The sequence below is a fragment of the Ruoffia sp. FAM 26255 genome, from assembly GCF_045528525.1.
Taxonomy (GTDB): domain Bacteria; phylum Bacillota; class Bacilli; order Lactobacillales; family Aerococcaceae; genus Ruoffia; species Ruoffia tabacinasalis.
The window spans coordinates 1-21,941 of sequence record NZ_JBGQQX010000013.1 but is presented as its reverse complement, the minus strand read 5'-3'; the positions used below and the strand labels follow the sequence as shown (position 1 = coordinate 21,941).

Annotated in this window: 23 protein-coding genes and 1 riboswitch; of the genes, 16 read left to right on the top strand and 7 right to left on the bottom strand. The window is 37.8% G+C overall.

The features are described from left to right. The first annotated feature begins 8 nt into the window (after window positions 1–8). Window positions 9–1,088: a serine hydrolase domain-containing protein gene (locus ACEN31_RS04115; protein ID WP_407108715.1), complete on the top strand. Its 1,080-nt coding sequence runs from the start codon at window positions 9–11 to the stop codon at window positions 1,086–1,088. 52 nt (window positions 1,089–1,140) lie between these two features. Here ACEN31_RS04115 and ACEN31_RS04110 read toward each other — a convergent pair whose 3' ends face one another. After that, window positions 1,141–1,782, bottom strand: a complete 642-nt coding sequence (locus ACEN31_RS04110) for an NAD(P)-dependent oxidoreductase (RefSeq protein ID WP_407108714.1) — start codon at window positions 1,780–1,782, stop codon at window positions 1,141–1,143. A gap of 111 nt (window positions 1,783–1,893) precedes the next feature. On the opposite strand from ACEN31_RS04110, the gene ACEN31_RS04105 reads away from it, so the two are divergent. Next, window positions 1,894–2,328 (top strand): DUF2188 domain-containing protein, encoded by a 435-nt coding sequence (locus ACEN31_RS04105; RefSeq protein ID WP_407108713.1) that lies wholly within the window; start codon window positions 1,894–1,896, stop codon window positions 2,326–2,328. A gap of 54 nt (window positions 2,329–2,382) precedes the next feature. Here the strand turns inward: ACEN31_RS04105 and ACEN31_RS04100 are convergent, their stop codons facing one another. The 5 genes from ACEN31_RS04100 to ACEN31_RS04080 all read right to left on the bottom strand — a co-directional run bounded on the left by ACEN31_RS04100 (window position 2,383) and on the right by ACEN31_RS04080 (window position 7,472). Then, window positions 2,383–3,342, bottom strand: coding sequence for a DUF697 domain-containing protein (locus ACEN31_RS04100; protein ID WP_407108712.1), 960 nt, complete (start codon window positions 3,340–3,342; stop codon window positions 2,383–2,385). 477 nt (window positions 3,343–3,819) lie between these two features. Further along, on the bottom strand, window positions 3,820–4,704 hold the full coding sequence (locus ACEN31_RS04095; protein WP_407108711.1) for a MetQ/NlpA family ABC transporter substrate-binding protein: 885 nt from the start codon (window positions 4,702–4,704) through the stop codon (window positions 3,820–3,822). A 30-nt stretch (window positions 4,705–4,734) separates the two neighbouring features. Further along, on the bottom strand, window positions 4,735–5,421 hold the full coding sequence (locus tag ACEN31_RS04090; protein ID WP_338487782.1) for an ABC transporter permease subunit: 687 nt from the start codon (window positions 5,419–5,421) through the stop codon (window positions 4,735–4,737). Further along, complete coding sequence (locus tag ACEN31_RS04085; protein ID WP_407089330.1) at window positions 5,414–6,151, bottom strand: methionine ABC transporter ATP-binding protein; 738 nt, start codon at window positions 6,149–6,151, stop codon at window positions 5,414–5,416. Before ACEN31_RS04085 ends, ACEN31_RS04090 begins: the two co-directional genes overlap by 8 nt. A 139-nt stretch (window positions 6,152–6,290) precedes the next feature. After that, entirely contained in the window at window positions 6,291–7,472 is a 1,182-nt protein-coding gene (locus tag ACEN31_RS04080) for a cation:proton antiporter (RefSeq protein WP_407089331.1), read from the bottom strand. Window positions 7,473–7,516: 44 nt separating this feature from the next. Next, window positions 7,517–7,590: riboswitch (Fluoride riboswitch) on the bottom strand. A 173-nt stretch (window positions 7,591–7,763) separates the two neighbouring features. Between ACEN31_RS04080 and ACEN31_RS04075 the strand changes: the two genes are divergently transcribed. The 14 genes from ACEN31_RS04075 to ACEN31_RS04010 all read left to right on the top strand — a co-directional run bounded on the left by ACEN31_RS04075 (window position 7,764) and on the right by ACEN31_RS04010 (window position 20,929). Further along, window positions 7,764–8,945: an acetyl-CoA carboxylase biotin carboxylase subunit family protein gene (locus ACEN31_RS04075; protein WP_407093540.1), complete on the top strand. Its 1,182-nt coding sequence runs from the start codon at window positions 7,764–7,766 to the stop codon at window positions 8,943–8,945. Window positions 8,946–8,948: 3 nt separating this feature from the next. Then, window positions 8,949–9,701 carry an esterase family protein gene (locus tag ACEN31_RS04070; RefSeq protein ID WP_197104277.1) on the top strand — a complete coding sequence of 251 codons (753 nt, stop codon included), beginning with the start codon at window positions 8,949–8,951 and terminating at the stop codon, window positions 9,699–9,701. 101 nt (window positions 9,702–9,802) lie between these two features. Beyond that, window positions 9,803–10,210 carry a YccF domain-containing protein gene (locus ACEN31_RS04065; protein ID WP_138405451.1) on the top strand — a complete coding sequence of 136 codons (408 nt, stop codon included), beginning with the start codon at window positions 9,803–9,805 and terminating at the stop codon, window positions 10,208–10,210. A gap of 300 nt (window positions 10,211–10,510) precedes the next feature. Continuing rightward, the gene (locus tag ACEN31_RS04060) at window positions 10,511–10,876 is read left to right on the top strand and encodes a hypothetical protein (protein ID WP_407089333.1); all 366 of its coding nucleotides are present in this window, start codon (window positions 10,511–10,513) and stop codon (window positions 10,874–10,876) included. Further along, window positions 10,824–12,797, top strand: a complete 1,974-nt coding sequence (locus tag ACEN31_RS04055) for a V-type ATP synthase subunit I (RefSeq protein ID WP_407089334.1) — start codon at window positions 10,824–10,826, stop codon at window positions 12,795–12,797. Before ACEN31_RS04060 ends, ACEN31_RS04055 begins: the two co-directional genes overlap by 53 nt. A 14-nt stretch (window positions 12,798–12,811) precedes the next feature. Beyond that, on the top strand, window positions 12,812–13,288 hold the full coding sequence (locus ACEN31_RS04050) for a V-type ATP synthase subunit K (protein WP_138404718.1): 477 nt from the start codon (window positions 12,812–12,814) through the stop codon (window positions 13,286–13,288). A 38-nt stretch (window positions 13,289–13,326) separates the two neighbouring features. Continuing rightward, on the top strand, window positions 13,327–13,893 hold the full coding sequence (locus ACEN31_RS04045; protein ID WP_138404717.1) for a hypothetical protein: 567 nt from the start codon (window positions 13,327–13,329) through the stop codon (window positions 13,891–13,893). A 12-nt stretch (window positions 13,894–13,905) separates the two neighbouring features. Next, window positions 13,906–14,910 carry a V-type ATPase subunit gene (locus tag ACEN31_RS04040; RefSeq protein ID WP_138404716.1) on the top strand — a complete coding sequence of 335 codons (1,005 nt, stop codon included), beginning with the start codon at window positions 13,906–13,908 and terminating at the stop codon, window positions 14,908–14,910. Then, complete coding sequence (locus ACEN31_RS04035; protein WP_138404715.1) at window positions 14,900–15,211, top strand: V-type ATP synthase subunit F; 312 nt, start codon at window positions 14,900–14,902, stop codon at window positions 15,209–15,211. Before ACEN31_RS04040 ends, ACEN31_RS04035 begins: the two co-directional genes overlap by 11 nt. Window positions 15,212–15,223: 12 nt before the next feature. Next, window positions 15,224–17,002, top strand: a complete 1,779-nt coding sequence (locus ACEN31_RS04030) for a V-type ATP synthase subunit A (RefSeq protein ID WP_138404714.1) — start codon at window positions 15,224–15,226, stop codon at window positions 17,000–17,002. Continuing rightward, window positions 16,986–18,386 carry a V-type ATP synthase subunit B gene (locus ACEN31_RS04025; protein WP_138404713.1) on the top strand — a complete coding sequence of 467 codons (1,401 nt, stop codon included), beginning with the start codon at window positions 16,986–16,988 and terminating at the stop codon, window positions 18,384–18,386. Before ACEN31_RS04030 ends, ACEN31_RS04025 begins: the two co-directional genes overlap by 17 nt. A gap of 6 nt (window positions 18,387–18,392) precedes the next feature. Further along, entirely contained in the window at window positions 18,393–19,025 is a 633-nt protein-coding gene (locus tag ACEN31_RS04020) for a V-type ATP synthase subunit D (protein WP_407089335.1), read from the top strand. A gap of 395 nt (window positions 19,026–19,420) precedes the next feature. Beyond that, on the top strand, window positions 19,421–20,251 hold the full coding sequence (locus tag ACEN31_RS04015) for an aldo/keto reductase (RefSeq protein WP_407094527.1): 831 nt from the start codon (window positions 19,421–19,423) through the stop codon (window positions 20,249–20,251). Window positions 20,252–20,374: 123 nt separating this feature from the next. After that, complete coding sequence (locus tag ACEN31_RS04010) at window positions 20,375–20,929, top strand: TetR/AcrR family transcriptional regulator (RefSeq protein ID WP_407108709.1); 555 nt, start codon at window positions 20,375–20,377, stop codon at window positions 20,927–20,929. Window positions 20,930–20,978: 49 nt separating this feature from the next. Here ACEN31_RS04010 and ACEN31_RS04005 read toward each other — a convergent pair whose 3' ends face one another. Then, window positions 20,979–21,521, bottom strand: a complete 543-nt coding sequence (locus ACEN31_RS04005) for a QueT transporter family protein (protein WP_407108708.1) — start codon at window positions 21,519–21,521, stop codon at window positions 20,979–20,981. Between the last annotated feature and the right edge of the window lie 420 nt (window positions 21,522–21,941).

Below are 21,941 nucleotides of genomic sequence, written 5' to 3'. Positions count from 1 at the left end.
AGTTTATTATGTTGAGATTACATCGTCGGTTCATTAAATGGGGCTTGGCTACGATCATTATGCTTTCAGCTTTTATAACCGTACCGAGCTTTGCCCAAGACGTACCGACCTTCGATAGTCTAATTGAACAAGCCGTGAATGCTAGTGACGATGCGGTTATTACGGTTGGCTACATAGATCAGGGGCAATCAGAATTTCAAGTTTTTACAAAAGAGGGTATAGATGAGTCAAAGCCAATACATGCTTATGAAGTCGGCTCGATCACTAAAACTTTTACCGGTACTTTAGTTGCTCGCGCGGTTGAAGAGGGTTTATTAAACATCGACGACTCAATCAGTGAGTATTTAAACCTACCGGAAGATACTGACTACCCAACCATCCGACAAATACTGACTCATACATCCGGATACCCCACTTTCTTTGAAAATGAAATCATCATTGATAATTTAACACAAGGCGCTAACCCATATCATGGTGTGACCCGCGAGATGATGCTTGAAGAAGTTGCTGAAAATCCGACTAAAGTAGGCGAGCAAGCTTTTCAATATTCGAATTTTAATGCCGGTGTATTAGGACTGGTCTTGGATAGTATTTACGAGGAAAATTATGCTGTGTTACTGGAAAATTATCTAAGTGAAGACTTAAGACTAGAAGAGACGTATTTATTTGAGGAAGAAACGACATTAGGAAATAACTGGTGCTGGTCAAAAGACACGGAAGCATATGTCCCGGCAGGGGCTTTAATATCAAACATCGAGGACATGTTAAGTTACTTGGACTTGCAACTTTCAGAAGCGAATGCTGAAATTCAAGCGTCTCATGATCCGCTCAGTGAAGTGAATGCCACTTCAGGTGACAATGGCGATTTAGGAATTCGAATTGATGCCGTTGCTTATCAATGGATGCTCAATCAAGAGGAGGATATTATTTGGCATGACGGAGGAACCGGTGGTTACACCTCTTACATTGGCTTTAATAAAGCGGAAGGTGTTGGTGTTGTCGTTCTATCCAATGTTGCGATGGATCAAGGAATTCCGTCAAATTTACTCGGAAGTTTGTTACTGATGAAGAAGTTAGAAGCTTTATAACACAAATTAAAAACCGCCTTGTGGTCTAGCCTCAAGGCGGTTAATTTTATGTTTATTTATTAATAACTGTAAATCGTTGTTTATGATACTTAGGTGCTTCAACCTCATCTATAATTGCTTTCGCAAGCGTACTGTAAGTTGTGATTGATTCGCCATTATCATTTTGTAAGATATGGTCGATTCCTGACGTGTAATTTGTTTGCTCACCTTCAATAAGTTGAGCCCCTGGAGATACACCAACCCATTTTACATCGTTTACATCACGTAAGAAGTTTAACTCTTGAAGTTGCGCTTCTGGGACATTAATAAAGGCAGATGAATTAGGATCTTGACGAATCGTTTCGACAAACAGCTCATCATTTTCATCAAGTAAGCTACCAGCACCTAGAATAAAGAACAGACGTGTAGACGTCGTTTCACGGAATAAGTGAATTAATTTTGTAGCTAAATCAACGTGTAAATAAGCAGTTTGAGGAGCAGTCGCAAACGCATTTACAATAACATCAAAGCCATGTAAGTCGTCATGGGTCAGATCAAAAGCATCTTTCACAATTGTATTTGCATCCGAGCCTAAAAGCTCCTCCGCTTTTTCTGCGTTTCTAACTACGGCAGTTACTTCGTGGTCACGCTTTGTAGCTTCGTTGAATAATTCAGTTCCAGCTTTTCCTGTTGCACCAATAATTGCTATTTTCATTTAGATCTCCCCTTTACAATATATTATAGTTTGAAAATACATCCAAATGCAATTAATAGGATTATCCATTGTTAAGTAGTATAGTAAGGTTAGAGAGAAGGAGTGATGACAATGCCATGGAATATGCAAGATTACCCAGACTCATTGAAAAACTTTGAACCCTTATTACGAAAGAAAATCATAGACATCGCAAATGCCCTCGAAGAGAGTGGTTATGAAGATGATCGTGCCATCCCGATTGCAATAAATGAAGGAAAAGATTGGTACAAAAATGCAAGCCAAAGCGAACGCGACGACTTTGATAAAGAAGCGAATCCTCAAAAAGACGATGAACACGATACAAGCAGTGCGAATCCTGACTTAATAGATAATGATGTTGAAGTTTTTTATGAAGAAGAACAGTGGAAAGTGAAGACAGTCGACGCCGAAAGAGCGAGTGATACTTTTGATATTAGAGCAGACGCAATAGAGCGCGCCAAAGAAATCGCCGAGAATCGTGATGCAAAGGTGATTAGTTATACAAAAGATGGAAAGAAACAAGATTAGTTAAAAAAGGATTGTTGCCTATGCGTTGGTAACAATCCTTTTTATTTTGATACACTATTTACTTTCACCAAAGTTAAACCAACGTTTAGCTGTTCCAACACTTGCTTTACGAACAGCATTGCCAACAGTCTTAACGACCACTTTACTATTGTCTTTAATAATTGATCCCATAAATTTCATTGACTGCAATGAAGCAGAGCGACGAATATTATGTTTGTCGGTAGGGCGAATATGTCCGAGGAAATCTTGGGTAATAATACCAACACGCATAGTCAAGAATGAGTTTACAGCACCTTCCATTAATGAACTCACGACTAGATTAGCGATGGGCACCATACCTGGAATGGCTGAGGCAATACTTTCACCAACGATGGTTGTAATCAGTGGTTCTAATTGATACTCAATTAAATCTGCATCTTCTATAGTACGCGCCATTAATACAACACTCGCCACTTGCATATATAATTTGGCTAAGCTGGCAAGAGACGGACGTGTTTCATAAATTCGCGCAATTTGCCAAACCATTCTCAGTAAAGAGAATAGAACAACAAGGCTGTCTAGGGAACCATTTTGTGAAATCGCCGTACTTAGGAAAATCGCGTTCGCATTTTGCTTGATAAGAGGCATTGATAATTCGTCTAATTCTTTAAAATACAACTCCACTTGCTCTTGTTTCGGCAATTCCTCATCGACTTCAAGATTGACCAGACGAGGATTTTTCTTTAATAAATCCAGCGTTTTGTCAATGTACTCGTCATACTCTTCTTCCGTCGCATCATCTTCCAATTCCAATACTTTCGGACTTTTCAATAATTGTTTTGAAATCGAATAGATGTAATATAGAATACCAATTCCAATGACACTCAATACAATAATAGCAAGTATCGGATGAAGTAAGGACAGAAACTGATAAAGTAATATAAATTGATTAATAACGAATACGATGAATAGTAAACCTAATATAGCGGCAAGCCCCATGAGGACACGCTTAATATCTTTCCACCAATCTGTCATAAGATCAGTCCTTTCAATGTTATCATAATTATTTTACAGTAAATATACCATAAAACTATCAGCCCAGAGACTTATATTTGAATTTTTCGAGGATAAATATGTCCTTGAGAAAATGTCAAGGCACCAAAAGGCCGAAAAGAATCCCTGAGAAAATCTCAAGGCACCAAAAGGGCGAAAAGCATCCCTGAGAAAATGTCAAGGCACCAAAACGGCGAAAAGTATCCCTGAGAAAATCTCAAGGCACCAAAACGGCGAAAAGTATCCCTGAGAAAATCTCAAGGCACTAAAACGGCGAAAAGTATCCCTGAGGAAATCTCAAGGCACCAAAAGGGCGAAAAGAATCCCTGAGAAAATCTCAAGGCACCAAAACACTAAAACGCATCCCATAAAAATTCACAAGGACACGCCAACTCAACCACACCACAAAAAAACAGCACTTATTTTTCAATAAGCACTGCTTGTGTAAAAAATATCAAATTATTCAGCAGACTTTTCTTCTGACTCAGAACTTTCCTCATCTGCGTCTTCTTCATCTTCTTCACCATCTAAGCTAAACGCTGGCGCAAGGTGTTTTTCAGTAGCAAGGTCATCTAGGAATTCTAATACTTTTGGAGAAGTAAAAGCGGCTTGAAGTGCTTCTGTAGCGTCAGTATCAAGATTTCCTTCACGAATAACTAGTTGAATTGCATAAGTATTATCATCTTCGTCTTCTAAGATTAATGCGTCATCAGTTGTTAAATCAATACTTGCGATGTAAGTAGGGTAGTTGAATACTAATTCAATCCCATCTTCATAAGCACCTGTTAAATTTAATAAGTCAATGTGAGTGAACTCTAAGTTATGAGGGTTCTCTTCAATATCAGCAACAGTTGGGAATAAACCAGCCTCATCATTTAAAGAAATTAAATCATGATCTTCTAAAATTAATAATGCACGACCTTCGTTTGTAATATCTGAAGGAATTGCGACTTCAGCACCATCTTCAATTTGGTCAATTGAATCGTAAACCGATGAGTAGAAACCAACCACTGCATTATAAACCGGTTGGATTGCAACTAAGTCTCCATCGCGCTCTTCGTTAAAAATTTCAGCGAATGGCTCGTGTTGAGCAAAGTTTGCGTAGACTTCATCATTTAATAAAGCTTCGTTATATTGAATGTTGTCAGAAACCTCAACTAATTCGATTGAATATGGTTCTGCAATAACTTCACTAGCGATTTCAACGACATCAGTCATTGGAGGTAAGTGAGAAGCAACTTTTAATACATTTTCCTCTTCTTGAGCTGACACATTCTCGGCTGCTGGAGCAAAACCTCCAACTAATAATGCTAACGCGCTAACTAATAAACTTTTTTTAAACATTTACATTCTCCTTTAAATTTAATACGCCTTCTAGCGTTTATCTAATTTCTTAGCTAATTTTAAACCTAACCATTGAATAATTTGTACAAAAATGATAATCACTACGATGGCCGTATACATAATATCAGTCTCGTAACGCTGATAACCGTATCGGATCGCAAAGTCGCCGATTCCACCTCCTCCTACAACACCCATAATCGTTGAGTAAGAGATAAAACTAACAAAGGCGGTCGTAAAACCGATAATGAGTGAGCTTCTCGACTCGACAAATAAGAATTTGGTTACGAGTTGATTCGTAGAAGCGCCCATAGCGTCAGCCACTTCGATGACACCTTTAGGAATCTCTAATAACGACTGCTCCACAAAGCGAGCATAAAGTGCGATTGCAATTAACATCATTGGAAAGGACGCTGCGATGGGATCGCCAGTTGCTCGGCCATACAAGGCACGAATAGCGGGTTGCATTGCAACGACAAGTAGTAGGAACGGAAACGAACGAACAATATTCACGAAAATATTACAAATCTGATAAATCCAAAGGTTCTCACTCGGCTTACCAGGAGCGGTTAAATAAAGCAAGGTACCTAAAGGAATACCAATAAAGATAGCAGCCACTGATGCCAAGCTCAGCATAATACCCGATTCTTGCAAACTCTCAATCAGTCTCGGTGCGAACTCAATCACCCGATCTAAATATATTTGAATCGACTCAGTCATCTGTTAGCACCTCCAACACTCGGTCGTGATAACTTTTAGCTTCTGGTATATAATCAGATTCTTTAATATCTAGCACATCAACCAATTTTCCATGCTCTAAGATAGCCGTGCGGTGACACATCGCTTTTATCACATCAAGTTCATGGGTCACAATCACAATGGTCATATTGAATTTAGCGTGCGCACGTTTTAATACCGACACAATCTCATCCGTCATCTTCGCATCTAAAGCAGACGTTGGCTCATCACATAATAATATTTTCGGACGCGTCACTAAAGCACGCGCGATACCAACCCGTTGTTTTTGACCACCCGATAATTGGCTAGGGTAGTGATCCTTTTTATCACTGAGTCCTACAAAACTTAGAACTTCATCCACCGACAAAGGGTCATCGTAAGGATGTATCTCAAGCGCTAAATGTACATTTTCAGCGACGGTCTTATTATTTAATAGATTAAATTGCTGGAAAATCATACCAATATCTTTACGGAAATATTGAAGTTCTCCTTTACTTAAAGACAGCACCTCAACATTATCGACCAAAACATGTCCACTATCTGGGCGTTCTAAAGCATTAATAAAACGCACAAGGGTTGATTTTCCTGCACCACTTTCTCCGACCACACCAAAAACTTCTTGGTCTTTAATGCTTAAACTTATATTGTCTACTGCGAGAAACGAGCCAGATTTTCCTTCAAATCGCTTCGTTGTATTCACGAGTTCAATCAAAAATTATCCACCACCTTTGATTCTTGTAATTGTTTTCATTGTAACAGATTTATATTTAAATTGAAACAGAATAAAGCCCTATTATCGCGGAATATATTGTGAAAATGTTCTCTATCCTAAAACAGACGACCGAAACTGTTTATTCACTGTCATTTGTCAATAATCTCGGTGCGAAATAATCCATCCCGATGGCTCCAATGGGCGCTGTAATTAAGATTGACAAGACTGCGAGAGTTAACATCAATTCTCCACCAGCCATTCCGTTTGCTAAAGGCACACTCCCAATAGCAGCTTGAACCGTTGCTTTAGGTAAATAACTCATGAGTACAAATCTCTTCTCTTTCTTATTAAAAGGTGTATTAAGCAAACAAAGTCTCACACCAATAAATAAGCGACACAGAGAGAGAAGAATGATAAAGAGTATCGGTAAGAATCCATAAGACAAAGCATTTGCCGGATTGACACTCACACCGACTAAAAAGAATAGAAAAATCTCAGCGACAAACCAAATTTGGTTAAAAGAACCTGATAAGTCATTAGATAACTTTTCAGATTGAGTCCGAATCATAATATTCATTGCGATGACCGCAAGAATTCCTGAAAATAAACCTGTAAAAACTGTTTCCAAACGCATCAATACCATCCCACTTGCTAAGAGGATCATAACTTGAAATACACGCTTCAATTGAATGTAAACAAATAAGACATTCAATAAATAACCTAGGACTGCCCCGCCAAAAATTCCTGCAATAATTGAAACAGGCACTTGCATAAATGTCCAAGCTGAGACAGAACCTCCTAAAGCAATCGTTAAAAAGGCTGAAAATAAAACTAAAACAAAGACATCATCTAAAGAAGCACCCGCTAATATCATTTGCGGCACTTGCTTTTTCGTACCCCGATGCGTTTGAATTAAATCTACCATGCGTGGGACGACTACCGCTGGAGAGACCGCTGCTAATATTGCACCAATCAATAAAGATTGGATTAAAGAAAAGCCAAAAAACAAAGGTCCAAAGATCATCGAAGTCATAATCTCAACGGTTGCCGGCACAAAACACATCATGATAGCTGGGCGACCCACCTCTAACAGTCGCTTAATATCCAATGACAAACCTGCGCGAGTTAAGATAACAATCAACGCGACTTGACGAATGTCAGGACTTAATCGTAATAAATCTGAATCAACAAGATTTAAACCAAAAGGGCCTAATAATATTCCGGCTATTAAATAACCTAATAAAGCAGGGAGTTTTAGCTTCTTTAAAGTATACTCCAAGACAACGCCACTCACTAATATCAACGCTACACTTACTAACATTTTATCCCTCCAATAATATAAAAAAGACTTCTACACACTCAAATAAGCATGCAGAAGTCATTAGTCTTTAAGACGGTTTTGCCCGTAGGCAAGGGAGCCCTTCATTCCCAAATATTATATTTATCTAAAGTATACACCTAAATTTAATACGGTCAATACTTTCGATCCAGTAAAATAATATAGCAAGAAGATTAAAAATGAATTAGAGTTATTCTCATTAATATGGTATAATTTTTATAAGTAAAATCAATAACAATGATGAGAAATCAACTTTAGAAAAGAGGCATTGGTATGAACGAGAAAATAAATTTTGTCATGATTTCACCTCATTTTCCATCGAACTTTGAAACATTCGCAGTTCGTTTAAAGGTAAAAGGCATTAATACCTTAGGTATTGCAGATGAACCTTATGAGAATTTGAGTCAATCGTTGAGAGATAGTTTAACAGAATATTATCGCGTCGATAATATGGATGATTATGATCAAATGTATAGAGCTGTTGCTTACTTTGCGTTTAAATACGGTAAAATTGACCGCATCGAATCGCATAACGAGCACTGGTTAGAACTTGATGCAAAGTTGCGGACAGATTTCAATGTCTTCGGTTATAATAATCGCAATATTCGCTTGATTAAATATAAATCAACGATGAAAGAAGTCTTTCGTGAACTAAAGATACCTGTAGCTAAAGGCCGTGTCATATCAGATAAAGCCGATGCGAAAAAACTAATTAAAAGTCTAAAGTATCCAGTCATTATTAAACCAGATACTGGTGTTGGTGCAAACGATACGTTTAAAGTCAAAAACGAAAAAGAACTAGATGAATTCTTTAAGGTTAAACAACCAGAGGTGCCTTACATTATGGAAGAATTCATTGATGGACAAATTGTAACCTTTGATGGTTTAACAGACCGGGATGGAAATATCGTCTTCTCATCTACTTTAATCAATGATAAACCTATCTTAGATATTGTTACCCAAGATACAGATATGTATTACCATATTAAGCGAGAGATACCTACGGATCTTGCTGAATTCGGTAAAAAATGTGTAAAAGCCTTTGAAATAAAAGAGCGTTTCTTCCACTTTGAATTCTTTAGATTAAAAGATGGTTCTTTATATGGATTAGAAGTGAACTGCCGACCACCCGGAGGCGCTACAATCGATATGTTCAACTATGCGAATGATTTTGATATTTTTAAAGAATATGCAAATTTTGTTAAAGATAATCGATTTGAAGCAGAAATTACACGACCATATCATGTGATTTATGTCTCACGAAAAAATCATTTAAATTATAAGTTTACGAATGAAGAAATTAAAGATAAGTACAGTAAAGAATTAGTAAACATTGTACAAATTCCAGGTGTTTTTGCTAAAGCAATGGGAGATATAGGATTTATTATGAAGTCGCCATCAGAAAAGAAAATTAATGAAATGCTTAAAACCATCGCTCAAAGACAGGAGGCGTAAACAATGCATTTTGAAGCAAGAAGTCATTATAGTGGGCATTTAGGCCGTGAAATGTATTTTAACCGTTATGGGCATGGCGGTACGCCAGTGATTGTATTCCCATCAAGTGGTGGGAGTAAGGATGAGTATGCTGACTTTAAGATGGTAGAAACTTTAAGTGGTTTCATCGAATCAGGACAAATTCATCTTTATACTGTGAGCAGTATCGATTCAGAATCTTGGAATGACACTGGTAAATCAGCACACGATAAGGCAAAAGCACATAATCAGTATGATAAGTATTTAGTGCATGAGTTCATTCCCTTAGTCCGACATGAATCACAATGGGACGGGAAGATGATTGCGACTGGTTGCAGTATGGGTGGCTTCCACTCAATGCTGTTTGCCTTAAGACATCCGGATATTATTGGACTAACCATCTCACAAAGTGGTGTTTATGATGCGAGATACTTTACCGGCGAATTTGGTAGCGATATTGCTACTTATGAGAATTCTCCGATTGATTTCTTGTGGAATATGTCTGATCCATGGTTCTTAGATCAATACCGACAGAATCAATTCATTGTCTCAGTTGGTCAAGGCGATTGGGAAGGACCGCACGTCACAGCAACACGTAAATTAGATGAAGTATTCAATGCTAAAGGAATTCCAGGCTGGTTTGACTATTGGGGACATGATGTTGCCCATGATTGGCATGACTGGCGTCAGCAAATATATTACTTCTTTTCAACATTAGAAGATTTAGGAATTGTTTAACAATTCTTTCAAAATTACGTCTCAAGGATGATAACAGAAGGCAGAATTTCGTATATACTTAGTATTGTAAGGAAGTACAAGTTGAAAGGAATTGATTATATATGAAATTTTTAGGTAATTTAATTTGGTTTATCTTTGGAGGCTTTATTAATTTTATCACCTGGGGCTTCATTGGTTTGCTCTGGTGTATAACAATTATTGGAATTCCAGTTGGGATTCAATGTTTTAAGATTGCGAGTCTATCTGCATGGCCCATGGGACGTGAAGTTTACCACAGTAATAGTGGGGGAAGTTTCCTTATGAATATTTTATGGATTATTTTTGGCGGAATTGAAATCGCAGCTATGCATTTATTTAGTGGCTTAATATTATGTGTGACCATTATTGGGATTCCATTTGGCTTACAACAGTTCAAATTAGTGAAACTCGCACTCTTCCCATTTGGTGCAGAAATCCACAATGAACGCCAACAAGTAGTGATGAGAACCGACGTTCCATATTCAAGATAAGTTATGAAGTTGAAGAAGCATGTAAGAATGCTTCTTTTTTTATGAATGAAAATTCATCTGATATACGATTAAATTTTTAGTTAAATATAAAAGTATAATTAAAAAATACAAAATGACGTCGATTCAGAGAGCTATGTCAGAATAATTCACATAATGGACAGAAATTAGCAAGTAAAATTAAATAATATTTAAATAGGAAGGAACGCGACTTTTTTCAGAAAAAAGGGGTAACTTTCCGCATAGGGCTAGGGTGTGAACATTTTTTATGATATACTTAAAAATGTTAGGGGTGAGTAAAAATTGAGCAAGGATATAATTGGAAAAGTAAGAGAAGCTGAAAATTTAATTGATTCTATGAAAGTAGAATTAGCGGATAAAAAAGAAGCGATTCGTGAAAATGAAAAAGAAAAAATTGAAACTTATCGCAAAGAATTAGAGCAGTCGCTTGATGGCGTTGCTTCTGAATTGGAGCAAGAAAGAAATCAAGAATTAGCCGAAGTCCGTGAAAGAGTGAATTATGAAGTGGATAATTATCGGCGACATGCCCAAGATGATTATCAAACTCATAAAGGAGAACTCATTCAAGCTGGAATAAAGGAGGTTATGAGTCAATATGGCAATTTCAGTCATGAAGCGGGTAACAATCATCGCGGAGCAAGCGAATAAAGAATTATTACTCGAATCCCTTCAAGAATTAAAAGGAATTGAAATCGTCCCTTTTGAAGAAGTGGAGGAAGCAGATCTTGATATCTTCTTTGACGGTGCGTCATTGAATTCAGAAGATTCAAAACTGAATCGTTACACTCTAAATAAGATTGAAGACGCAATAGAATTTCTGAAACAATACGGATCACAACCGTCTTTTATCAAACGAATGCGAGAGAAACGTAAAGTTTACTCGCTGCAAGAACTTGAAACAGAAGTAAATTCAATGAATCTTGAGTCACTGCTAAGACTGGTTAGCGAAAAACGTTCCGAGTTGGAACAGTTAAGGCAAGCGATTACAGAACTTGAAGAGAAGGAACGTTTTCTTAGAAAATGGACTAACTTAGACTTCTCACTTAAGCAGTCTGATGACTTTAAGCATTTTGATGTCGTTGTTGGTTCGATTGATACTGAAGATTCAACTGAATTCATAGACAACTTAATGAACGTTACTGATGAAGTATTGGTTCAAGAGGTATACTACACTGAAGATACAAGCGGTTACACGATTGTGTTTTCTAAAGAACATCAAGAGGATGTTCAAGAAGTCGTCAGACGTTCGAATTTCACTGAATTAGATTACGAGTACGATAAGTTACCAAAAGAAGAACTTCAAGAGGTACTAAGTACACGTAAAAGAATGATCGAAGAGCAATCCGAACTTGTGAAGCGTTTCAAATCTAATCGTCAATTATTGAGTAATTTAAAATTAGCTCAAGAATATTATGCGAACTTAATCGAACGTGAGAAAGCGAGTCAATTATTACTAGATAGTTCTCATTTATTTATTCTTAAAGGGTGGATGGATGCAGACGAAGTATCAGATAATATCGTGAATATTAATCATGTAATTGGTGAAGACAACCTTGCAATCTTTACATATGATGTTGATCCTGAAGAAGATAACTTAGATGAAGTTCCAGTGAAGTTGAAGAATAGTGCGTTTAGTACACCCTTTGAAACTTTAACTCTTCAATATGGAACACCGAAGTATAACTCAATCGACCCAACACCGTTTTTCTCATTTTCTCAAGTGTTATTCTTTGGATTAATGAGTGCAGATGTAGGGTACGGATTATTACTGTTTATCGCAACATTCATACCCATTATGTTTTTCGAATTAAACCCAGGTATGAGAAAAACCTTGAAATCATTTAACTATATGTCAGTTGGAACAATTCTAGTTGGCTTATTTTTTGGAAGTTTCTTTGGATTCTCACTACCATTTGGTGTGATGAATTTATCATCACAAGTTATTGAAGTGATGATATTCTCTGTTGCGTTAGGTTTAGTTCATTTGTTAGTGGGTTATTCATTAAAGTTCTATCTAACATTGAAAGAAAAAGATTATGGTAGTTCTTATTTAGATGCACTACAACAAATTTTGATGCTCATTGGTGGGGCAATACTAGCGATCAACTTCATTCTTGAAATTCCTCTTTTAAATACTATTGGTTTAGTACTATTACTTGGGAATGTGATTGGAATGATTGTTGTCAATATGATTGTAGCGAAAAACCCACTGATTGGTCTCGGACAAGGGGCTTTTGGTTTAATTGATTTAGCGGGGATGATTGGTGATATCGTCAGTTATACACGTTTAACAGCCTTAGCCGTTGCGGGAGCGAATATAGGTATGGCATTTAATCTTATCGTAGGACTGTTACCGCCGTTTGTACGTTTCACAGTCGGAATATTATTATTCTTGGCATTACATGCCCTAAATATCTTCATTACTTATTTAGGAGCTTACGTGCATTCAATGCGTCTGCAATTCGTTGAGTTCTTTGGTAAGTTTTATGAAACAGGTGGAAAAGCATTCAAGCCTTTAAGCCCACTTGAAAAAGAAGTTTGGATTCAAAAAAATTATAACAATAAATAGGAGGAATTAATAAAATGGAATTTCTACAAACATTATTCGGAGAAAACATTGGTCTAGTATTTGGAGGATTAGGAGCAGCAATTGCGACAGTCTTTGGAGGGATTGGATCAGCACGTGGTGTAGGTATCGCAGGGGAGTCTGCTGCAGCTTTAGTTAAAGAAAAACCTGAATTATTTGGACAAGCATTAGTTTTACAACTATTACCAGCGACACAAGGTTTATACGGATTCGTAATTGGTTTATTAATGTTATTACAATTAGATGCTGGAATGGATACTTCAACAGGATGGCACTATGTTATGTGTGCTTTACCAGTAGCAATCACAGGTCTGACTTCAGGACCAGCACAAGGGCGCGTTTCAGTTGCAGGTATGCAAATCATTGCACAAAGACCAGAAAACTCTACACAAGGGATTGTATTCTCAGCGATGGTTGAGACATACGCTATTCTAGGATTCGTAATTTCTCTACTTATGTTCTTATTAGTTTAATTACTGCTTTTACAAGTAGACAAGAGAGGAGTGAGTAGATGGCTGACATTAATGGATTAACCAAGAGTGTTATCGAACGAGAACAAGCCAAGGTTGACCAAGCGGTCCACGCTTACGAACAAGAGCAAGCGGCCGAAACGGAAACTAAAAAAGAAAATCTAAAACAAACATTTGTTAAACGTAAATTTAATCTTGAACAAGAGAGCAAACATCAATTAGACATTTCGCTTAACAGTGAAAGTTTAAAGAAACGGGACCAAATATTAGAGACAAAGCAAGCAATTATAAGCGATTATATTGCTCAAGTGAAGCACTCATTTGAACAACTTGATGCTGAAACAACAACAAAATTCATCAAAAGTGTTCTAAATGACTATTCAAATCCTGAACAATACGAAATTGTTTTAGGTGAAAAAACACGTGACTTATTAAATAACTCGCTTCAAGTGAATGCGACAGTTTCTAATGAGACAGTCGCTGACAAAGCAGGCTTTGTCCTACGCCAAGGAAGTATAGAATACAATTATTTATTCGATAACTTAGTGGAAGAGAAGGCGAGTTCTTTACAAACACTTATCGTTGATAAAATTTTCAAAAAATCATAGGAGGTGGATTACATGCAAGATAGTTCATATGGACCGTTGAATACAACGGTTCGCGTACAAGAGACTAATCTCCTAAAGCAAAGTGACTATGACCGAATGTTATCAGCCAAAACCTATGAGGATGCTGTTCGAGTATTAGCCGACACCGGTTACCGTGATGGTATGGAAGAAGCGATTCAAACGAGAGAGTATGACGATATGTTAATGGATGAGTTGAAAGAAACTTACCAATGGATTATGGATCAATCGCCAAGTCCCGTACTTTCAGAATTAATGACTTTAAGCTATGCTTATCACAATATCAAAGTGTTATTCAAAGAAGAACTTACGGGTAAAGACTTTGACCAAACATTAATTGATATCGGGCTATATCCCATTTATGAATTTCGCCGTGCGGTTTCTCAAGGACAATCGGATGTTTTACCAAAATGGTATATGCAAAACATCAACAATCTAAGAATTGAATTTGCGGAGACACCTCGGTTGAATGATATTGATATTTTCGTAGACCGTGCTTACGTCCATCATTTGAAGCGATTATCGGAAGAGATTGCCGATCATGACGTAACACGTTATATTGAAAAGTTAATTGATAATACAAATATGTCGATATTCTTTAGAGCGATGGCCAATGATCGTGGTCGAACACACTTACAAGCAACAATCACTAACGAAGGAGCGATTTCAACAGATTACTTTGTTGAAGTGGCTGAAGGCGGGATGGAGAATGCGATTCGTGTCTTTTCAGACTCACCTGATTACCGTGATATTGTAGCTGAAGCAATGGATGATCAAGGAAAATTCTCCTTAAGACGCTTTGAACAAGCAATAGATAATGCAACGGAAACGTATTTACAACAAGCAAGATTCCTTGTTTTTGGTCCGTTACCTGTCTTAGCGTTCATTAGTGCGAAAGAGATTGAAGTGAAGAATATCCGATTGGTTTTAACAGGTAAAATTAATAACATTGAATCAGATATTGTTAGAGATAGGATGAGATTAGATTATGCAGTATAAAATCGCTATCGTAGGAGAGAAAGATACAGTTTACGCTTTCGGGATGTTAGGAATGAATGTATTTTACACAACGGACGCAAAACAAGGACGTCAAGTTGTCAAAGATATCATAAAAGATGATTACGGTGTGATTTTTATTACTGAAAATCTGGCACAACAAATACCAGATATTATTAAAAAATATGATGATGAATTCATGCCGGCCTTCATTCTAATCCCAAGTGATTGTGATTCTGAAAGTATCGGTTTACAGCGCGTTCAAGAAAATGTGCAAAAAGCCGTCGGTCAAAATATTCTATAGGAGGTATTATTATTGGATTCTGGAACAATCGTATCAGTATCTGGTCCTTTGGTAGTCGCAAAGGGCTTAGATAACGCAAAAATTCGTGACATTTGTTACGTTGGTGACGCTAACTTAGTTGGTGAAATTATCCAAATTCGTAACGAAAATGTTTACGTACAAGTTTATGAAGAGACTTCAATGGTCGGTCCTGGAGAGCCTGTAAAACCTACAGGAAAACCATTATCAGTTGAATTAGGACCTGGATTAATTGCTGGAATGTTTGATGGTATTCAAAGACCACTACAAAAACTAGCAGAATTATCAAATAATTCATTCTTAGACCGTGGAGTTCACTTACCAGCTTTAGATCGTGAAACAATTTGGAATTTTACAAAAAATGTTGAAGTTGGAGACATGGTCGAATCAGGAGATATCATCGGTGAAGTTCCTGAAACTGATGTTATCTCACATAAAATTATGGTACCTGTAGGTACAAAAGGAACAATTAAATCAATTCAAGATGGTGAATTCAAAGTAGAAGATACTTTATACACTGTTGAATTAGAAAATGGTGAAGTGAAAGAATTTAACATGATTCAATCTTCACCAATCCGTGAAGGACGTAAAACTGCACGTAAACGTACACCTGATGAGCCATTAATTACTGGACAACGTGTCATTGATACATTATTTCCAGTAGTTAAAGGTGGAGCAGCAACCGTTCCTGGACCATTCGGTGCAGGGAAGACTGTTGTACAACATCAGATTGCTAAATGGGCAGACGTGGACATCGTTGTTTATATCGGTTGTGGTGAGCGTGGAAACGAGATGACAGAGGTTATTAACGAATTCCCAGAACTAGTTGACCCACATACTGGTAAATCAATTATGGACCGTACAATCTTAATTGCCAATACATCAGATATGCCGGTTGCGGCTCGTGAAGCGTCAATCTATACAGGGATTACAATCGCAGAATATTTCCGTGATATGGGTTACTCTGTTGCCGTTATGGCGGATTCAACTTCTCGTTGGGCAGAGGCATTACGTGAAATCTCAGGTCGTTTAGAAGAGATGCCAGGGGACGAAGGTTACCCAGCTTACTTAGGTAGTCGACTTGCAGAATACTACGAGCGTGCTGGTAAAGTAGAAACTTTAGGTAAACCAGAACGTACAGGGGACATCACAGCGATTGGAGCGGTATCACCTCCCGGAGGAGATACATCTGAACCAGTAACACAAAACACAATGCGTGTAGCGAAAGTGTTCTGGGGACTAGATGCAACGCTTGCTCGCCGTCGTCACTTCCCATCAGTAAACTGGTTAACATCATACTCATTATATTCTTCAGATATGAATATTATTATGGGTAACCGTTTAGGAATCGATTGGGATTCAATGGTTAAACATACGCGTGCTTTACTACAAGATGAGTCTGAATTAGAAGAAATTGTTCGTTTAGTAGGGGTTGAATCTTTATCAGATACAGACCGCTTGAAATTACAAACAGCCGCAATGATTCGTACAGACTACTTACAACAAAACGCTTATGATGATGTGGATACATTTACGGACTTAGAGAAACAAGCTCAAATGTTACAAACAATTCTTTATTTTGAAGAGAAAGGTCGCGAGACTTTAGAGCTTGGAGCTTCAATTAACAGTATCTTAAATGGAACAGTTAACTTAAGAGAGCGTATCGGACGTATGAAATATATCGAAGATAACACAGAAGCGCCTTACGCAGAAATTCGTAAAGCGATTGATGATACGTTAAGACAAGTGATGCAAGATGGAGGTGAGGTCTAACGTGTTAAAAGATTATAGAGGTATTACTGAAATAGTCGATCCGTTAATTACGGTTCAAGACGTTGAAGGAGTAAAATTCGACGAACTTGTAGATGTTCAATTAGGTAGCGGCGAAACACGTCGAGGCCAAGTACTAGAAGTTAAAGACGATAAAGCTGTCGTTCAATTATTCGAAGGTTCAGCAGGAATCAACAAAATGGATACAAAAATCCGTTTCTTAGGACACCCATTAACATTAGATGTGTCTGAAGATATTATTGGACGCCGTTTTGACGGTATGGGACGAATTGCTGATGGTGGACCAGATTTAATTCCTGAGAAATCATTAGATATTAACGGGCAAGCAATTAACCCGGTTAAACGTCTGTATCCAAACGAATTTGTTCAAACAGGAGTATCAACGATTGACCATTTAAACACATTAGTTCGTGGTCAAAAATTACCAATCTTCTCTGGATCTGGACTTCCTCACCAAGACTTGGCTGCACAAATTGCACGTCAAGCGTCGGTAGTCAATTCAGATGAGAAGTTCGCGGTTGTTTTCGCAGCTATCGGGGTTACTTTCGAAGAGGCAGAATTCTTCATTAATGACTTTACTGAAACTGGTGCGATCGACCGTTCAGTTGTATTTATCAACTTAGCGGATGACCCAGCTATTGAACGTATCGCAACACCACGTATGGCTCTGACAGCCGCTGAATATTTAGCGTTTGAAAAAGACATGCACGTGCTTGTAATTATGTCAGATATGACTAACTACGCGAACGCATTACGTGAAGTATCAGCAGCACGACGTGAAGTGCCGGGACGTCGTGGTTACCCAGGTTACTTATACACAAACTTAGCGACACTTTATGAGCGTGCAGGTCGTATCGAAGGTTCTAACGGATCAGTGACTCAAATTCCAATTGTTACCATGCCGGAAGATGATATCACTCACCCGATCCCTGACTTAACCGGTTATATTACTGAGGGACAAATTTTATTATCTCGTGAGTTGTATAACCAAGGTATTGAACCACCAGTAGATGTTTTGCCATCATTATCACGTCTGAAAGATAACGGGATTGGGGAAGGTAAGACACGTGCGGACCACGCATCTACTATGAACCAAATTTTCTCTGCGTATGCTCAAGGTAAAGAAGCGAAAAGTTTAGCTTCTGTATTAGGGGACTCTGCCTTAACGGACAGTGACTTGAAATACTTAGAGTTTGCAGATGAATTTGAACAACGTTACGTGAACCAAGGTTACTACACAAACCGAACAATTGAAGATACATTAGCAATTGGTTGGGACTTATTAGGTATCTTGCCACGTACAGAATTAACTCGTATTAGTGAGGAACACTTGGATCAGTACTTACCAAAGACTGAGGAAGGGTGATAAGCGATGGCACAACTAAACGTTAATCCGACAAGAATGGAACTTGCTCGTCTGAAAGACCGTTTAGCATTAGCAACACGCGGGCATGATGTCTTAAAAGACAAACAAGACGGGTTAATGCGTAGTTTTATCGAATTAATTCGTGAGAACAATGCCTATCGTCAAGAAGTTGAGGGCCACCTGAAAAAAGGAATGCAAAACTTTTCCTTGGCAAAAGCTTTACTGCATGAGGAATATTTAGAACAGATTTCTTTAGTCCCTCAATACGATGTAACGGTAGATGTTCGTAAGGAAAATATGATGAGTGTAAAGGTGCCTAAAATGCACTTCAGTTCAGATGACCAAGATGATCAGTCACTGAACTATGGTTACATCAACTCGAACGCAGACTTAGATGAAACTTTACAAGAATTCAGTGATGTTCTACCTAAAATGTTAAAACTCGCTGAACTTGAAAAGACGAGTCAATTATTGGCGAATGAAATCGAAAGAACGCGACGCCGAGTAAATGCCTTACACGAACGAACAATTCCAGACTTGGAAGAAACAATCAAAACTATTCAAATGAAACTTGACGAAAACGAACGGGCAGAAATTACACGTCTGATGAAAATCAAAGATTTCGATCAAGAAGATTAGTTATAAAAGAGGAAACCCACCAGATCGGTGGGTTTTTTCTTGTTTTATGAGGGATTTATGGGTCGCGGGGCGTCGTGGAGTGTCGCGACGTACCGCAAATGCGAATGCGGAGTGTCGTGCTCCCTCACGACGTCCCGCAATTGAAAATACGGAGTGTCGTGCTCACTTACGACGTCCCGCAATTGAAAATACGGAGTGTCGTACTCCCCCACGACGTCCCGCAAATGCGAATGCGGAGTGTCGTGCTCACCCGCGACGTCCCGCAATTGAAAATACAGAGTGTGGTGCTCACCCGCGACGTCCCGCAAACACACCATCCCTTCCCAGTAGCGCATAAAGTTAGTCACAGCAGCGCTTTCGTGATACTATTATGGTTAAAGGAGTGATTGTAATTGATGGAAAATTATATTTTAAATGATGGGTTTGCGATTCCTAAAGTTGGCTTAGGAACTTACGGTTTACGAGGCGAATTAGGAGTGCGTCAAATTGAAACGGCGATTCAATCTGGTTACCGATTAATTGACTCTGCGTATAATTATGAAAATGAAGGAATCGTAGGTAAAGCCATTCGCAATAGTGGGGTGTCCCGTGATCAAATCACATTAACATCTAAATTACCGGGTCGTTACCATGAGTATGATAAAGCAATGATTGCGATTCAAGAATCGATTGCTCGAACTGGCCTAGACTATATTGACTTATACTTAATCCACTGGCCGAATCCAATAGAAGATAAATATGTCGAAGCCTGGCAAGCATTAATTGACGCACAAAAACTTGGCCTTATTCGCTCAATTGGGACATCAAACTTCTTACCAGAGCACATTGACCGTTTAGAAAAAGAAACTGGTATTTTACCAGCAGTAAACCAAGTTGAAACTCATCCAAACTTTAATCAAGAAGCACAACGTGAGTACGATGCATCTAAAGGTATCATTACAGAAGCTTGGAGCCCAATCGGAAGAGCGGCTGACATGATGTCGAATGATTTAATTACAGATATCGCTCAAGCACATAATAAAACGGCATATCAAGTCATCTTACGTTGGCACATCCAAAGAGGATTTTTACCCATTCCAAAATCAGGAAATTATCAAAGACAGCGTCAGAACATTGATATCTTTGATTTCAATTTATCTGAAGGTGAAGTAGCTAAGATCAATTCTATGTCTCATGAAGATGGCCGTCAGAAAGATCAAAATCCAGCAGAGTATCAAGAATTCTAAATTAAACACAAAAGACGAATCCGCAAGGACTCGTCTTTTATTATTTGATAATACCCGCCTAGTGTTGTTTTAATCACACTTATGATAAAATGACTATAAAGTACTAGTTAGTGAGGGATAGATATGGGAATCAAAATAGATCCACGTGTCGCTAGAACACGCAAAGCCATCATCGAGTCATTTATACAATTATCTGAAAGAAAACCCTTCGAAAATATTTCAGTCAAAGATATTACTGAAGAAGCTTTAATAAACCGAGCAACTTTTTATAATCATTTCTTAGACAAATATGACTTAATGGAGAAAGCTTTATTTGAAGATGTCCAACTGAAATTGAATCGTGAAGAGTATAGTGAAGTTCAATTAAATGAAGACTACATTGTCTCTCTTTTTGAAAAGTTATGCTCCTTCCACATGCGCTTGGCCACACAATGCCAACGCTCATACATAGTGACAATCAACCAATTAGTCGTGGATCAACTTAAAGTCATTCACTCACAACAATTGAAGAAACACTTTGAATCACTCGATGAAGAAGAAATTCACAAAATAGCAACCTTATTCGCATCAGGATTATTCTCGCTATCACAAGAATGGTTCGATGACCACGATGCAGAAGAACCTGCCACATATGTTAAAGACGCGATTCCATTTTTAAAAGTATTCATTAAGCAATAAAAAATAAGCTCCCAAGACATTAAAATGACAGGGAGCTTTTGATTATAAATTATTTATGAAAATCTATGCGTGGTGCAATTAAAAAATACATAATTAATCCACCGATGGTCATCACGATAAACTCTGATAAAGCTAAGAAGGCATAAGTTTCCCAGAAGAAGTCCGAAAAGCCCATATACATTAACATAGCCGCGATAATGAACATTGTAAATGTAAAGACAAGAGTCATCACGCCGTAACGAATAATCATTGGGTCTTTAACTTTCTTACCAAAAGCTTTCACCGCTAAATTACCTAAGTAACGTGCTAAAATTAATGAAACGAGTGTATGGAAACTCCCAACAACCACATCAACAATCGTAGATTGCATGGCATTCACGATGAATACCCCCAAAGTAATTGAAGCGATGTAGCGTTTATTATAAAGTCCCATAAAGTTTAAACCTTCTGAAATTCTAAACTGAATGGGTCCATAAGCCACTGGAGCAACGAACATGGTAATGACAACATATAATGCAGTCACTAAGCCAGCCTTAACTAAACCTTGTGTATCAAAACTAGAGTAACTATCGACATGATGATTATTTCCCATTTTTTATCAATCTCCTTTATAGTCATAGCATTGCTATGCTAGTAATAACTACGGCCAAAGGACAGGAGCATATTCTGCTGAAGTGCCATAGTACTATTCAGTCATCATCTAAACATCGTTATATAGTTTACATTAAAAAGCCTTTGAAGACAACAAAGGTTTAACATAAATAATAGCCACTATCCTGAATAATTCATACTTTTAAATATTGAGTTATTCTAGTCGTTATTTTTCAATTTTGGATCACTTTATCGAAATTAAAATATTTTAATCGATTTTCTAAGCTAAAGAAGAACTTTTTAGTCTCATCTCACGAATTTTGGGCGCACTTCTCCCTAGGCCATTTAAAAGGTTTTAAAAAACAGGTTCTTTAAATGTACTGCCGAATCCTTTGGATTTGCCTGAATACTGCATAAAACT

Coding starts and splice junctions, on each gene's coding strand:
- ACEN31_RS04115 (WP_407108715.1), top strand. CDS start 9: ATGTTGAGATTACATCGTCGGTTCATTAAATGGGGCTTGGCTACGATC.
- ACEN31_RS04110 (WP_407108714.1), bottom strand. CDS start 1,782: ATGAAAATAGCAATTATTGGTGCAACAGGAAAAGCTGGAACTGAATTA.
- ACEN31_RS04105 (WP_407108713.1), top strand. CDS start 1,894: ATGCCATGGAATATGCAAGATTACCCAGACTCATTGAAAAACTTTGAA.
- ACEN31_RS04100 (WP_407108712.1), bottom strand. CDS start 3,342: ATGACAGATTGGTGGAAAGATATTAAGCGTGTCCTCATGGGGCTTGCC.
- ACEN31_RS04095 (WP_407108711.1), bottom strand. CDS start 4,704: ATGTTTAAAAAAAGTTTATTAGTTAGCGCGTTAGCATTATTAGTTGGA.
- ACEN31_RS04090 (WP_338487782.1), bottom strand. CDS start 5,421: ATGACTGAGTCGATTCAAATATATTTAGATCGGGTGATTGAGTTCGCA.
- ACEN31_RS04080 (WP_407089331.1), bottom strand. CDS start 7,472: ATGTTAGTAAGTGTAGCGTTGATATTAGTGAGTGGCGTTGTCTTGGAG.
- ACEN31_RS04075 (WP_407093540.1), top strand. CDS start 7,764: ATGAACGAGAAAATAAATTTTGTCATGATTTCACCTCATTTTCCATCG.
- ACEN31_RS04070 (WP_197104277.1), top strand. CDS start 8,949: ATGCATTTTGAAGCAAGAAGTCATTATAGTGGGCATTTAGGCCGTGAA.
- ACEN31_RS04065 (WP_138405451.1), top strand. CDS start 9,803: ATGAAATTTTTAGGTAATTTAATTTGGTTTATCTTTGGAGGCTTTATT.
- ACEN31_RS04055 (WP_407089334.1), top strand. CDS start 10,824: ATGGCAATTTCAGTCATGAAGCGGGTAACAATCATCGCGGAGCAAGCG.
- ACEN31_RS04050 (WP_138404718.1), top strand. CDS start 12,812: ATGGAATTTCTACAAACATTATTCGGAGAAAACATTGGTCTAGTATTT.
- ACEN31_RS04045 (WP_138404717.1), top strand. CDS start 13,327: ATGGCTGACATTAATGGATTAACCAAGAGTGTTATCGAACGAGAACAA.
- ACEN31_RS04040 (WP_138404716.1), top strand. CDS start 13,906: ATGCAAGATAGTTCATATGGACCGTTGAATACAACGGTTCGCGTACAA.
- ACEN31_RS04035 (WP_138404715.1), top strand. CDS start 14,900: ATGCAGTATAAAATCGCTATCGTAGGAGAGAAAGATACAGTTTACGCT.
- ACEN31_RS04025 (WP_138404713.1), top strand. CDS start 16,986: ATGGAGGTGAGGTCTAACGTGTTAAAAGATTATAGAGGTATTACTGAA.
- ACEN31_RS04020 (WP_407089335.1), top strand. CDS start 18,393: ATGGCACAACTAAACGTTAATCCGACAAGAATGGAACTTGCTCGTCTG.
- ACEN31_RS04015 (WP_407094527.1), top strand. CDS start 19,421: ATGGAAAATTATATTTTAAATGATGGGTTTGCGATTCCTAAAGTTGGC.
- ACEN31_RS04010 (WP_407108709.1), top strand. CDS start 20,375: ATGGGAATCAAAATAGATCCACGTGTCGCTAGAACACGCAAAGCCATC.
- ACEN31_RS04005 (WP_407108708.1), bottom strand. CDS start 21,521: ATGGGAAATAATCATCATGTCGATAGTTACTCTAGTTTTGATACACAA.